Source organism: Moraxella sp. CTOTU49803 (genome assembly GCF_032097965.1).
In the GTDB taxonomy this organism is placed as follows: domain Bacteria; phylum Pseudomonadota; class Gammaproteobacteria; order Pseudomonadales; family Moraxellaceae; genus Faucicola; species Faucicola tetraodonis.
The window spans coordinates 787,526-801,480 of sequence record NZ_DAMCJP010000001.1 but is presented as its reverse complement, the minus strand read 5'-3'; the positions used below and the strand labels follow the sequence as shown (position 1 = coordinate 801,480).

The window sequence follows — 13,955 nt, the reverse complement described above, 5'->3', positions numbered from 1 at the left end:
TTCAAATGAAACGAAGGGTTTTTTTAACTCAAAATTTAACTCAATATATTGGACAACTCTTTGATATATTGATCGAGTCGCTCGTCTATGACTTCTTTTTTGACAAAATAATCCACCCCAGCTATTTTTAGTAATTCAATGGTATGCGGATTTAACGCTTTGGTGTCATAAACGCAGATAATGGTGACCCTGGCTTTATTTTCACGCTCACGAAATTTGCTGACGAAGTCTAACATCGCTTGATAATCAATATTTCGGGAGATAAATAGCGCATCCACCGTATGAAATAACAAATAATCTTCAAGAAGTTCGCTACTGGTAAACGTCTCAACTTTAGCACCCGCATTTTCCATGCGTTTGGCCGTTTCGAATAAATCCTCATAGTGATACCAAACGACAATATGTTTATTTAGCAATAAATTGCGTTCATAGTTGTGTTTCCAATCTTTTAGCAATAACGATACCTGAAAATTGCTACCCACATCAGGTTCGCTAGTAACTGTGATGCTGCCTTTCATCAGTGCTAAGAGTTTTTTCACCAAAAATAATCCTGCAGAATTAGTTGATGAGGAATGTTTTACTTCAGGATTAATTTGGAAAAAAGGTTCAAAAATTAGCTCTAAATATTCCTTTGCAATGCCTATGCCGGTGTCTTCAATCTGCAGCGTCCATCGTACTTGCGTTTGTAAATGTTGCAACTGCGAGGTGATTGTTATGCTGCCTTTATCGGTAAATTTAATCGCATTTTCTACCAATGAACTGATAATTAGGGTGATTTTTTGAACATCGCCTTCTAGGACATAGTCGGCATGATAGGGCTTTGCCTTTAACGTAATATTTTTCTCGGCAGCCACAGGCTGATAATCATTGACAATTTGGGTAATTAACCCCGTTGGACTAAATTGGTAGGCGCTGACCCCTGTTTGACCTTTATCGATACGGTTAATTTGGATGATTTGATCAAGCTTAGCATTTAAATCATCTTTGCCCAAACTAATAATTTCAACGGCATCCTTTTGCTCAGCGCTGATATATTGATTGTGTAACAGCTGTAGACCCGATTCGATACGACTTACAGAGGATTTGAACTCATGAATCAAAATATTTTCAAATTTTGAATTGTGCTCAAGCTGCTTAATTTGGGTTTCTTCAAGGTCATTGTTTTCTTGGCGCAGGGTGTTGATTTGGGCAATTTGCGCCTTGTGCTTGTTGAGAAAATACACCAAGGCTTTTTCAAATACCCAAGCCTCATTACTTTTTGGCAGCTTATACGCCTCTGCCGCTAAAAATTCATCTTGCAAAATGTGATGGCTTAAATTTTCAAGTTTTGGTAAGCGATGGGTTAAATTTTGCACCTTTTGCAACACAAACCACAAATTGAACAGCGCAATAAATGATAACACCAGTACTAACGGCAAATGTTGCCAAAACCATTGCTGACGAATGGTTTGTAGGTCAAGGGTGATATTGCTATAACCAATCAGCTGCTCTACTTTAGTGTTGTCTTGATGGGGCTTGAATGTCAATAAATTAATTTTAACAGGTTCACTCAATCCGTAATAGCGCTCAAAAAAAACCTCTGTGACTTTAATCGGATGGGTGGTCGGATGCTGCTGCTGGTCAAATGGAAAAAACACAATGCTTTCGTACTGCGGCATCTCGCTTAATAGTGTGTCAATGCTAGCGGTTGTCACACCGTTAGGATTACTTGCAGTAGACTGGGCAAGTAGATAATTAATCTTACTGGCCTGTTTGATTTCATATTGCACCGTTTGGGTCAAGTCAACTAAGGTATAAATCGCAAGGCAAATAAATAAAACCAATAAAAAGGGTATTGCAACGATACGCTTTACCCCAATTTGATAACCTAAAGTCTTCTGTACCATTCACTCATCCCTTAAAACGCCAATTAACATCACCTTAACGTTTTTTGCCGCGTTTTTTGAATTTTTGCACCTCTCGACGTTTACGTTCTTTTTGCGCATCCGTCATGGTATTGGTGCGACCTGCATAAGGATTGGCGTTTTGTTTAAACTCGACCCGAATCGGAGTGCCTTCAAGCTTAAATACCTTGCGAAATTCGTTTTCTAGGTAGCGACGATAACTGTTTGGCACTTGGCTGGTCTGATTGCCATGAATCACAATAATCGGTGGATTATGACCGCCCAAATGCGCAAATCGCAATTTAATGCGTCGCCCGCCTACCATAGGGGGCTGGTGGGCAGTAACCGCATCTTGCAAAATTTGGGTCAAGCGACTGGTGGAAATATCAAACATTGCCGCATCATAGGCACGGTGAATCGATGGGTAAAGATTGCCAACACCCGTTCCGTGAAGCGCCGAGATTAAATGGACTTTTACATAAGGGATAAAGTTAAAACGTCGATCCATTTCAATTTTGACAAAGTTCTTTTGGTCTTGGTCAAGCCCGTCCCATTTATTGATGGCAAGCACCATCGCGCGACCTGCTTCTAAGGCGTAGCCCAACAAGTTCAAATCCTGATCGGTAATGCCTTCTTGCGCATCAATGACCACGATGACCACGTGGGCATCTTTGATGGCTTGCAAGGTTTTTACCACAGAAAATTTTTCAACTTTTTCGTCAATACGTCCACGGCGACGCACACCCGCAGTATCAATCAACACATAATGTCTATTGTCACGCTCATAAGGTATATAGATACTATCGCGCGTGGTACCTGGCATATCAAAAACCACCACGCGTTCTTCACCGAGCAAGCGATTGACAAGCGTTGATTTGCCCACGTTGGGTCTGCCAATGATGGCGATGCGCAAGCCATCAGGTGCTTGTTCTTCTTGGTCATCGGTGGGCATATTGGCAGTGACGGCTTCTAATAAATTGCCGACCCCACGTCCGTGACTGGCTGCCATGGGAAATGGCTCGCCAAAACCTAACGCATAAAATTCATGAATCGCCGCTTCATGGACGCCATCCATTTTATTGGCGGCTAAAAACACCGGCTTGCCCAGGGTGTGAAGTTGTTTGGCAATGACTTCATCCGCGCCTGTGATACCTGCGCGGCTATCAACCACAAATACAATGATATCGGCTTCATGGATAGCGGTATGCGATTGGTGCGACATATAGTCATCAATGGTGCCGTCACCTTCATCCACTTCGCCAATACCACCGGTATCGATGACGATAAAGGATTTTTCTTCAAAGGTTGCATCGCCATATTGACGGTCGCGGGTAAGACCTGCCAAATCAGCAACCAAGGCTTGACGACTGCGGGTCAACTGATTAAATAGGGTGGACTTGCCAACGTTCGGACGGCCAATCAAGGCAACAACTGGTTTCATAAATTTAATTTCCAAAATTTTCAAAAAGCAAGATTTTAAACAAGCAAGATTTTCAACAAGCTTGAAAAATTCATTATTTCTATAACTTAACAAACCCAACATCGCGCTGCAATGCTGGGTTGTCATTTAAACTCACACTTTTATCAGTCTGGGCTGCTAACCCAATCACCAAAACTGCTAAATGCGTAAACAGTTTAACAATTAACGATTTACTTGCCAAACACTAAATGCGCCATTTGCGCTTTGGGCAATCAAACGGTTATTGATAAACTGTAATACCGCCACGTCGGATTTGGCTTGTTTTCTGTCAACCAGTGCCCCTGAAGCGCGGTCATATACATGCAAATAACCCATGGCATCACCAACCACCACATAGTTGCCGATACTCACCGCGTTACTCAAACCACGATAAGACAAGTTATCGGTTTGCCAATTAACTGTGCCTGTCATTTTATCCATCGCTACCAATTCGCCATCGAGCGAAGTGGCGTAAACTTGGCTAGCATCTGTGCCGACTGATTTTAGGCTTGCCAACTCTTTGACAAAACTTAACTGCTGGGAAGCCATATCGGCAGCGACTAACTGACCGCTATAAGACACAACGTACAGCATATTGCCATCTAGTACGGGGGTGGCATCTACATCAGAAATTTTTTCGATATCACTACTGCCTTTGCTAATACCAAAACGTTTTGACCAAATGGGTACGCCATTATCGATGTTTAAAGCATGGATACGACCATCGGCTGTCGAAACCAGCACCGTATTGCGATTGAACAAAATCGGCGTGGCACTACCGCGAACGCTTAAATTTGGATTTTGGGTGTTAAAAGTCCAAATAGGCGCGCCAGACTCTAGCGACAGCGCACTAATTTTACCATCATTGCCAAGGGTGATGACACGGTTTTGGCTGATTAGGGCAGGGGATAGGGTTGCGGTGTCCAACGGCGTTTTCCAAATAACTTTGCCAGTCATTCTGTCTAACGCAATGATGACCCCTTTGCTGTCACTGACCACGGCTACGCGAGATTGTTCATCTAGCGCCACCCCTGACATTAAGCCTTGCTTGAGCTTGGTACTCCAAAGCACTTTGCCTTGCCCATCAAACGCTTGCACGCTACCGTCTGCTAACGCATTCACATAGCCATTGTTGTCATACGCCACGCGAAAGGCGGTAGGTTGCTGGCTGATGGTGGTTTTGTTGCGCAAACTGCCAAAGCGTTTGCTAACTTTTGTATTACTGCCTTGACTAAACAGTGGGGAAATCACATTTTGACTGCTAGCGAGTTTCACAAGTGCGGCAGGTTTATGGACATTGTCAGATTTTTTAAACTTGTCACAACCTGTCATGGTCAACGCTACCACCAAAGCGGATGCAAATACGGCAGGTTTCATTAAGTTTGTCGATAAAGGCGTCGATTTTGTTGTTGTTATGGTAGTCATTGTTTATCTCGTAACGTATGGTGAAGTTTAAAATGTTGTCAGTTAAAAGTTTTGTCAGGTTAAGATTTTTTACCTAATTTGCACCTATTTTATGCTTGAGGCAACAGCAGGCGCAGATGCGGTTGCTGCAGCAGGGGCAGTATTTTCAGCTTGGGTAGGCTTAGCGAGTACGCCACCTGTTAAATCAGGTTGTTTGACGCTTAGGCCTAGGCTTTCCATTTTGATACGCAGCAATGCACGGTCTTGTGGGTTTGGGTTGTTTTGATTACGTTGTTCAATCAATTGCCAAGCCTTTTGGTAATGAGTAGCAGCCGCTTTTTTATCACCTTGTTGGTTGGCAATGTCCCCCAAAATCTCAAGTTTACTGGCTTCAAAGGCAGCGGGTAAGGGGCTTTGTAAGCGCTTTTGTGCCGCATCCGCTTGATTGTCTGACAATAGCACTTGTGCTTGGCGCAAAATGGCAATGGCTTTTAGCCCATCATCCTTCAGCGTTAACTGAGATGCTTTTTGTAGCGTTGCCGCCGCCGCTTTTAGATCATTTTTATCGGTTTGCTGTTTGGCTTGCAGCATCAAGGCTTGCCATGTATAAACCGAATTATCATGTTTAGCCACAAATTCGCTCAAATCTTTGTCCAAATTGGTTTGCGCCGTAGTCAGTTGCGCTTGTGCTTTGGTATCGGTGGCAGCTTGGGTGGTTAGGGTCTCAATGTTGTTTTGGTCGCTTTGAATTTTGGCAAAATCGTTCGCCGCTGCGGTATCTATATTGCCGCCATGCTTTTGCCAGTAACTCCAGCCAAAATAGCCCGCTAATACCAACATAATGGCGGACAAAATATAGCCACCATATTGTTTAAGCGCGCCTAAGGATTGCTGTTCATCATTCACTAGCTTAGGTTGTACGTCTTTAACCATTACATAAAGCCTTTCAAAAAATTACTGATATAAGTTAACCATCAAATTTGGCTCAATCAGATAGATTAGATAAAATCTGGATTTTCGCTAAAGAGTGTGTCACTCGCGACCGTAATTTGGTCACCGGTTGCCATTTTTTTGATGGTAATTTGCTGGTTAGCGACTTCATCTTGCGCGATAATCACTGACAAGTGCGCACCTGATTTGTCGGCTTTTTTCATTTGCGCTTTTAAACTCGTGGCACTTGCCATTTTCACGCGAAGATTCGAACGTCGTGTACGTAGCTCATGGGCAAATTTGATGGCATCGGTGTAAACATCAGGATGGGCGACCACAAATACATCACAGGCAGGTGTTGCCTCAAACGGATGCACCTTTTGCATGAGTAACAACAAACGCTCAAGCCCCATGGCAAAACCTACTGCCGGCTCGGAAGCGGCTGGTTTATCACTGCCAATGGCTTTGATTTGTCCAATAAGCCCATCATAACGCCCCCCAGCACATACCGTGGCTTGGCTACCTAGCTGGTCAGTCGTCCATTCAAATACGGTTTTATTGTAATAATCTAAACCGCGTACCAGTTTTGGATTAATCACAAAATTGATGCCGACTGCTTTAAGATAATGTTGCAAGGCTTCAAAATGCTGCTGGCTTGCTGCCCCCAAAAAGTCAGCAAGCTTTGGGGCGTTCTCTAAAATTTGTTGGGTGTTTTTATCTTTACTATCCAAAATACGTAGTGGGTTGGTGGTTAAGCGGCGCTGACTATCTTCATCCAATTGAGATTTTTTATCGGTTAAAAAATCCACCAAGGCTTGACGATATGCCAGTCGTTCGTCTATCTCACCCAAGCTATTAATCTCAAGTTGCACCACGTCTAAAATACCCAATTTTTGCCACATTTGGTAAGTCATGATAATGAGCTCAGCATCGGCATCCGCCAATTCACTGCCAAAACTCTCAACCCCTAATTGGTGAAACTGACGATAACGGCCTTTTTGCGGTTGTTCATAGCGAAACATAGGACCGATGTACCAAAGTTTTGGATTGTCACCCCGCAATAAGTTATGCTCCACTACGGCACGTACCGCGCCTGCCGTGCCTTCAGGGCGTAGCGTCAATGCCGTAGGTGGGTTGGATTTGTCATAAAAACTATACATTTCCTTTTCGACAATGTCAGTGGCATCGCCAATCGCACGGGCAAATAGCTGGGTTTCTTCAACGATTGGAATGCGAATTTGCTCAAAGCCAAATTGATTGAGCACATCGATAAGGCTGCTTTCAAGTCGGCGCCATTCGCTCGATGGGCGCGTAGATTCTGTCTCAATGTGTAAGATATCATTAAACCCTTTAATGGATTTTAACATGGTCAATTTCCCAAAAAATACAAACTAAAAAAATAAACGACACAAAAATTATTTAACCCGTAAAATTTCATTGGCGCGCTGCGCTTCACGCTCAGCCACTTTTTGGCGGACCATGGCTTCAATCTCGTCAGCAAGCTTGATGGTATCAATCAAATGTGATTTTTCCCCATTTTTATATACTAGGCTATTTGGACTAGCACCCACCACGCCGATATCTGATTCTTTGGCTTCCCCTGGACCATTGACTTTACAGCCAATCACCGATACATCCATTGGCTCACGGATATCTTCTAGGCGTTTTTCTAAGTCCATCATCACCCGAATCACATCAAACTCTTGGCGTGAGCAGCTAGGGCAGGCGATAAAATTCACCCCATTACTACGAATACCGAGTGATTTTAAAATATCAAAACCGATTTTAATTTCTTCTTCTGGCTCAGCGGCTAGCGAAATACGCATGGTATCACCAATACCTTCTAGTAATAGCCCGCCTAACGCAATCGCAGACTTAACGGTACCGGTGCGGTACACTCCCGCTTCTGTCACACCTAAATGCAAGGGATTGTCAACTTGTGCAGAAATCAACCGATACGCATCCATGGTCAAAAACACATTACTGGCTTTGACTGAGATTTTAAATTGATCAAAGTTATTACGATCTAAAATATCAATATGGCGCATCGCCGATTCAAGCATGGCTTCACCCGTGGGTTCACCATATTTTTTTTGGATATCTTTTTCTAGTGACCCCGCGTTTACGCCAATGCGCATACTGATGCCATGATGTTTGGCGGCGGCAATCACTTCACGCACTTTTTGTTCATTGCCGATATTACCTGGGTTGATACGTAAACAGTCTGCACCTGCATCAGCCACCGCCAGTGCAATTTTATAATCAAAATGAACGTCTGCCACTAGGGGCACAGAAACTTGTCTTTTGATTTCGGCAAAGGCTTTTACGCTTTCCATCGTTGGCGTTGAGACGCGCATTAGATCAGCACCGGCATCGACACAGCGCTGAATCTGTGCCACAGTGGCATCGACATCACAAGTATCTGTATTGGTCATACTTTGCACACTAATGGGGGCGTCACCGCCTACTGCGACATTACCGACGTAGATTTTTTTGGTGAGTTTACGTTTGATGGGGTTATGCGCTGACATAGGCGTTCCTATTATTATAACTGTTATAACGAATGGTTTAGCGTATTTTTAAAGTTATAAGCGGTTAAGGTTTTAACGTAAAATTGGCTTTATCGTTTTGGGCATAATTGCTTAATTTAATCGGTTGTTTGTTCAAATCCAAGCTCACATTGCTGGCTTTATCGATATTGACTTGAAACGGCGCTTGACCTGTCAATTGGTAACTACCGCGTGCTTGATCTCCATCTAAAATCGTATTGCCTGTCGCATCGACAATGGTGATTTTGGTGGTATCTTTCACAAAAATGTCAATCGAAGCTTTGGCGCCAGCTTGTCCTGTCGCTGCTGTACCACTGGCATTATCAGCACTCACCGCGACACCAGTAATGGCAGATCCGGTTGCGGGTAACCCACTGGCAGTCACCGTGTTTGTCACAATCGCTGAGCCTGCATTGTTAAGCGACGCACCGCTGACTTGGTCTTGGGTTGGCATACTGGCAACAGCACTAGCGGGCGCTTGTTCAACTGAGTCATTATGTGCTTTGCTAACTTTATTAAAAATAAAAATCGCAAGCCCCAATACCAATAAAATCCCACCAATGACAAAAGGGTTAATACGCACACTAGGACGCGCTTCACGATTAAGCGTGCCCATCGGCTGCATCGGGGCATTGATGACCGTGGCATATTTTTGTTTGAGGGTGGCGGGGTATTGGGCATCAAAACTTTGCGCAACCAGATTTTTATCCAAACCCAAAAAACGCCCATAGGTCGTGGCAAAACCGCGCGCAAAGGTAGGCTGTGGTAAGGCGTCAAAATCATTGGCTTCAAGCGCCCGAAGATGGCTTTTTAAAATGAAAGTTTTGGCAGCCACATCGTCAATCGATAAGCCTTTTTTCTCACGGGCTTGTTTAAAACGCTGACCCAAAAGCTGGGTTGTGTCATGAACAGGGGTAGAGTTTTGTTGATTGTCGGTGTTATTGCTGTTTTCCATCTTATTTCCAAGTTGACGTTGGGGTTAAAAGTCCAGAACGAATCTGCTTTGCTTCATCGCTAAGGGGATAGCGATCCAAAAGCTGCTGCGCTAATTTTTGCATTTCCATGGGATTGTTCGCAAGTTTGGCAAGCCTAATTCCTTGCGATAAAGTGCGCGGGTCAAGGTTGGCTTGACCAATAATTTTAACCAAATCATTATACAGTGCCTGCGCCTCCAAAAATTTGCCATCGGTCAATAAAATATCAATCAGCTCTGTACGGGCGACGATGCTTTGGCGATTGGCATCGAGTGCTTTGATAAATGACTGTATCGCCAGTGGTTTGTTTTTGACCTTTAATGCTGTACGCCCTAAATTCTCTAACGCACTGGCACGACCGTCATACCCTAAGGCAGAACCCGCAATTTGAAACTGGGCAATCGCTTCTTGGTTACGACTGAGTTGGGCGAGATAGACGCCATAATTGTTGTTTGCTTGACTAAAGTCAGGATTGAGGGCGATGGCGTTTTTAAAATAAGCTTCGGCTTTTTGCATATTGCGCGGGCTGCCTTCTTGCTGCAATAACACGCCCATCATATCATTGGCTTCTGCTGACTTTGGATAAGACTTTAATGCACTTTCTAACTGTCGTTTGGCATCGTCTAATTTACCACCACGAATATATTCAGCGGCAATCGCGGTGCGAATTCTGGCGATTTCTTCTGGATTTTTTTCCCAACGACTTGGGTCACTGGCGGTGACTGTTTGCGTGGTGACTTGTCGGGTGGTGGTACAACCTGTTAGACAAAGGGTGAGGCTTGAAAGGCCAATCATACCTGCGGCAAAAATCTTAGATAAAAAATTTGATTTGCCGGGCATTTTATCATTGTCTTCTATATCGTTGTCGTGTAATTGACACAAAATAGCAGGTTGACTGTGGTATAAATGAGTTTGACGTGAGTGACATGGTGGCATAACAAACTTACTCATAATCAAATGAACTAAATTGAATAATTAAAAATTTTGACAGTAGATAACCAATTTTAATCGTCGATAAAACCCAATAGCAAAACAAGCCTATCACTAAAAATGGCTATTACTATAGCAAAAAAACCTTGATAACACCAACCGATAAGGCTAACTTGCGCCTTTATCACGCCGAACTATTATAATGATAAAAGATTTAATGAGACGCTTTAGATTGTAACGTTTTCGACACTTTTTCTTGCCATTGTTTTGCTCGGCGGGTTTTATCAGTCACTTGTCCGACCAATTGACCACATGCCGCATCAATGTCATCGCCGCGGGTTTGGCGAATGGTACAGACAAACCCTGCTTGGTTCAAGATATTGCTAAACGCATGGATACGATTGTTACTAGAGCGTCCGTAAGGCGCATGCGGGAACGGATTAAACGGAATCAAATTAATTTTGCAGGGCAAATCTTTGAGCAGATTGACCAGCTGACGGGCGTGCTCATCCGTGTCATTGACGTCTTTTAACATGACATATTCGATGGTGACGTGTTTTTTATGACGGGGATTTTCGTCATATACATAAGATTTGGCGGCGGCTATCAGCTCTTTGAGTGGATATTTTTTATTAATGGGTACCAGTTCGTTACGCAGTTCATCATTGGGTGCATGTAGGCTGATAGCAAGTGCTACATCAATGTCTTTGGCGAGCTCATACATCTTTGGCACGATGCCCGATGTTGATAGGGTAACGCGGCGTTTGGACAATCCAAAACCAAAATCATCGAGCATCAATGACATACTGGCTACCACAGGCTCATAATTTAACAGGGGTTCACCCATGCCCATCATCACCACATTGGTAACCCGATTTTCGCGTTCAGTGACAGGCACGTTTTCCATATAAGACTGGTTGGCCACCCACAGCTGCCCGATAATTTCGCTAGGCGATAAGTCCCGCTCAAAGCCTTGTTTGCCGGTGCTACAAAACGAGCAGTCAAGCGCACAGCCGACTTGCGAGGAAATACACAAGGTCTTACGTCCAAACTGTTTGTTATCGTCAGCTGGGATGAGCACAGTTTCCACCAGCGAGCCACCTGCTACTTCAAACACCCATTTACGGGTGCCATCTTCGCTAAATTGTTTAAACTTGACCGTTGGGGGCGACACAGTTGCCACTTCATCCAATGTTTCTTGTAGTTTTTTGGACAAATTCGTCATTTGATAAAAATCGGTCACGCCAAACTGATAGATCCACTTCATCACTTGGGTGGCACGAAATGGTTTTTCGCCGAGCTTTACAAAAAATTGTCCAAGCTCAGCCTTACTCATGCCAAGTAAATTGGTTTTTGCGGTAAGGTCTTGGGGATTAACCATTTCTGGGTTTTGAATGACAGGAATTTGGGTCATAGCGGTCGTATAAGCGTGTCAAATAAACAAGATATTATACTAAAATCTCAACTATTTGTCATGGTAAAACATAGTGACTTGTTAGCTGTTTTATATACAATATCTTTACCTCTGATATGTTGCCCAAATTGGCATGGCTAAGGTTATAAAGTCTCTCTCCATCAAATGGAGATAACAACAATTGCAATAATTAGGCATAAAAATGCCAATAACCACTTCCATTCAAGCGAAACAAAATCAACCGTACGACGAGCCACCCTAGCAGACCAATGAGGTAGCTGATAAACCACTTCGCCATTGACATACCTGCCGCCTCGATACCAAAGCTTAAGCTGTTTTAACATATGTTTATGCCCATTTCTATGTCTAAATCTAGGTCTAACAAATTGATGAGTATGACACTATTAAACTTCTATTGGGTTAAGTCTATATGACAAACAGATAAAAAATCGTAAAAAATTGATATAAAAACTCACCCGATTGTTTAAAAGAGGGGGAAATGGGGAGTATGATAAATGCGTAATATTTTTAGCCAAAGCATGGACAATAAAAGTTATAATGTTCCCCCATTTTTGAGCTCGTCATTCTTTTGTATTTATGTCCAACCATCCATTACTTACCCCCCTCAGTATCGGTGACCAGACCATCGCCAACCGCATCATCGTTGCCCCGATGGCAGGGGTCACTGATAAGCCTTTTCGCATGCTGGCTAAGTCCTTTGGCGCAGGGCATGCCGTGTCGGAGATGATGACCTCTGATGCCACTTTGTTTGCCCATCACAAAACACTGTATCGTGCCAATTTTGATGGCGAAATCGCGCCTATTTCTGCGCAAATCGCTGGTTCAGACCCAGAAAAAATCGCCGAAGCCGCTCGCTATCAAGTTGCCAATGGGGCGCAAATTGTCGATATCAATATGGGTTGCCCGGCAAAAAAAGTATGCAAAAAGCTTGCTGGTTCAGCGCTACTCAAAGATGAAGATTTGGTCAAGCGACTATTAGATGCCACGGTCAATGCAGTGGATGTACCAGTCACGCTAAAAACCCGTCTAGGCTATGCCAATGGCGAAGAAAATATTTTACGTGTCGCAAAAATGGCAGAAGAGGCAGGTATCGCCATGATTGTAATTCATGGACGCACCCGAGAAGATAAATATCTGGGCAGCGCTCGCTATGAGTTAATTAAAGAGGTCAAAAATCTTCTCACCATTCCTGTTATCGTCAATGGGGATATCGACAGCCCGCAAAAAGCCAAACAAGTATATGAGCAAACAGGCGCTGATGGCATTATGATTGGGCGGGCAGGGCAAGGGCAGCCTTGGATTTTTCGCGACATTGCGCATTATCTAAAGACTGGTGAAATCCTGCCCAGTCCAACGATGGATGAGTTAAAAGAGATTGTATTGAGCCATTTGCAGGAGATTTATGCGTTTTATGGCGAATACTCGGGGTGTCGTATCGCTCGTAAACATATTGCTTGGTATACCTCAGGCATTGCCAATTCTAATGCGTTTCGCCAAGCCATGTATGAAGAAGATACCACCGCTGGGCAGTTTAACGTGGTCGCGCGGTTTTTAAAGACTGCGGAATTTGATTAAAATCTCCACTATAAAACAGTCAATCGTAGCGCGCTTATGACTTTTTAGAAACAAGGATTCGCAAAAAGTCATTATTGATGAATTTAAAATCTGTTAAAATTTTGCTGAGTCTGTGTAAAAGACCGATATCAAACAATAACCATATACGATTAATCAAATTATAAGGAGTCAGCGATGGCACAATTACGAATTGGCGACACGGCACCAAATTTTGACGCACAAACCACTGAAGGCAACATCAATTTTTACGATTGGCAAGGTGATAACTGGGTGGTGTTATTCTCACATCCGGCAGACTTTACCCCAGTCTGTACCACGGAGTTAGGACGCACGGCATCATTGGGTGATGAATTCAAAAAACGCCATGTCAAACCCATTGCTTTATCAGTCGATAGTGTCGAAGACCATAAAACTTGGGCAGGCGATATCTTAGAAACCCAAGGCTGCGAGGTGAATTTCCCCATCATTGCAGATGCTGACAAAAAAGTATCGGAAGCTTACGACATGATTCACCCAAATGCGTCAACCACGCACACGGTTCGTAGTGTATTCATTATCGATCCACAGCATAAACTGCGGTTAACTTTCACTTACCCAGCTGCCGTAGGTCGTAACTTCAATGAAATTTTACGGGTGATTGATGCCTTGCAATTGTCAGATAATTATGGCATTGCAACGCCAGTTGAGTGGCAAGATGGGGACGATGTGATTATCCCGCCAAGCGTCAAAAACGAAGAAATCGCCGCGAAATTCCCAAAAGGTCATAAAGAAATCAAGCCTTATCTACGCACCACGCCCCAGCCGAATAAATAATCG

General features: G+C 43.6%; 11 protein-coding genes. 2 read left to right on the top strand and 9 right to left on the bottom strand.

The window, feature by feature from the left end; genetic code table 11:
* Positions 1-35: 35 nt before the first annotated feature.
* From RT422_RS03510 to rlmN, 9 genes are all read right to left on the bottom strand, one after another.
* A complete protein-coding gene (locus tag RT422_RS03510; protein WP_313421300.1) occupies positions 36-1,886 on the bottom strand; it encodes a HAMP domain-containing sensor histidine kinase in 1,851 nt (616 codons plus the stop codon).
* 34 nt (positions 1,887-1,920) lie between these two features.
* Positions 1,921-3,324, bottom strand: a complete 1,404-nt coding sequence (der, locus tag RT422_RS03505) for a ribosome biogenesis GTPase Der (RefSeq protein WP_007115378.1) — start codon at positions 3,322-3,324, stop codon at positions 1,921-1,923.
* Between the two features lie 201 nt (positions 3,325-3,525).
* Positions 3,526-4,767: an outer membrane protein assembly factor BamB gene (gene bamB / locus RT422_RS03500; protein ID WP_313421299.1), complete on the bottom strand. Its 1,242-nt coding sequence runs from the start codon at positions 4,765-4,767 to the stop codon at positions 3,526-3,528.
* Positions 4,768-4,851: 84 nt separating this feature from the next.
* The gene (locus RT422_RS03495; protein WP_313421298.1) at positions 4,852-5,679 is read right to left on the bottom strand and encodes a YfgM family protein; all 828 of its coding nucleotides are present in this window, start codon (positions 5,677-5,679) and stop codon (positions 4,852-4,854) included.
* A gap of 65 nt (positions 5,680-5,744) precedes the next feature.
* Positions 5,745-7,043: a histidine--tRNA ligase gene (gene hisS / locus RT422_RS03490; RefSeq protein WP_313421296.1), complete on the bottom strand. Its 1,299-nt coding sequence runs from the start codon at positions 7,041-7,043 to the stop codon at positions 5,745-5,747.
* 48 nt (positions 7,044-7,091) lie between these two features.
* The gene (gene ispG, locus RT422_RS03485) at positions 7,092-8,207 is read right to left on the bottom strand and encodes a flavodoxin-dependent (E)-4-hydroxy-3-methylbut-2-enyl-diphosphate synthase (protein ID WP_313421295.1); all 1,116 of its coding nucleotides are present in this window, start codon (positions 8,205-8,207) and stop codon (positions 7,092-7,094) included.
* A 64-nt stretch (positions 8,208-8,271) separates the two neighbouring features.
* On the bottom strand, positions 8,272-9,180 hold the full coding sequence (locus RT422_RS03480; protein WP_099808110.1) for a helix-turn-helix domain-containing protein: 909 nt from the start codon (positions 9,178-9,180) through the stop codon (positions 8,272-8,274).
* 1 nt (position 9,181) lies between these two features.
* A complete protein-coding gene (gene pilW, locus RT422_RS03475) occupies positions 9,182-10,135 on the bottom strand; it encodes a type IV pilus biogenesis/stability protein PilW (RefSeq protein ID WP_282849584.1) in 954 nt (317 codons plus the stop codon).
* Positions 10,136-10,343: 208 nt separating this feature from the next.
* A complete protein-coding gene (rlmN, locus tag RT422_RS03470; RefSeq protein WP_313421293.1) occupies positions 10,344-11,543 on the bottom strand; it encodes a 23S rRNA (adenine(2503)-C(2))-methyltransferase RlmN in 1,200 nt (399 codons plus the stop codon).
* Between the two features lie 597 nt (positions 11,544-12,140).
* Here rlmN and dusB point away from each other — a divergent pair.
* Positions 12,141-13,139, top strand: coding sequence for a tRNA dihydrouridine synthase DusB (gene dusB / locus RT422_RS03465; RefSeq protein ID WP_313421292.1), 999 nt, complete (start codon positions 12,141-12,143; stop codon positions 13,137-13,139).
* Positions 13,140-13,313: 174 nt separating this feature from the next.
* Positions 13,314-13,952 (top strand): peroxiredoxin, encoded by a 639-nt coding sequence (locus tag RT422_RS03460; RefSeq protein ID WP_313421291.1) that lies wholly within the window; start codon positions 13,314-13,316, stop codon positions 13,950-13,952.
* The last annotated feature ends 3 nt before the right edge of the window (positions 13,953-13,955 follow it).

Excerpts from the sequence above, each read along its gene's own strand:
- RT422_RS03510 (WP_313421300.1), bottom strand. The coding sequence starts at position 1,886 with ATGGTACAGAAGACTTTAGGTTATCAAATTGGGGTAAAGCGTATCGTT.
- der (WP_007115378.1), bottom strand. The coding sequence starts at position 3,324 with ATGAAACCAGTTGTTGCCTTGATTGGCCGTCCGAACGTTGGCAAGTCC.
- bamB (WP_313421299.1), bottom strand. The coding sequence starts at position 4,767 with ATGACTACCATAACAACAACAAAATCGACGCCTTTATCGACAAACTTA.
- RT422_RS03495 (WP_313421298.1), bottom strand. The coding sequence starts at position 5,679 with ATGGTTAAAGACGTACAACCTAAGCTAGTGAATGATGAACAGCAATCC.
- hisS (WP_313421296.1), bottom strand. The coding sequence starts at position 7,043 with ATGTTAAAATCCATTAAAGGGTTTAATGATATCTTACACATTGAGACA.
- ispG (WP_313421295.1), bottom strand. The coding sequence starts at position 8,207 with ATGTCAGCGCATAACCCCATCAAACGTAAACTCACCAAAAAAATCTAC.
- RT422_RS03480 (WP_099808110.1), bottom strand. The coding sequence starts at position 9,180 with ATGGAAAACAGCAATAACACCGACAATCAACAAAACTCTACCCCTGTT.
- pilW (WP_282849584.1), bottom strand. The coding sequence starts at position 10,135 with ATGCCACCATGTCACTCACGTCAAACTCATTTATACCACAGTCAACCT.
- rlmN (WP_313421293.1), bottom strand. The coding sequence starts at position 11,543 with ATGACCCAAATTCCTGTCATTCAAAACCCAGAAATGGTTAATCCCCAA.
- dusB (WP_313421292.1), top strand. The coding sequence starts at position 12,141 with ATGTCCAACCATCCATTACTTACCCCCCTCAGTATCGGTGACCAGACC.
- RT422_RS03460 (WP_313421291.1), top strand. The coding sequence starts at position 13,314 with ATGGCACAATTACGAATTGGCGACACGGCACCAAATTTTGACGCACAA.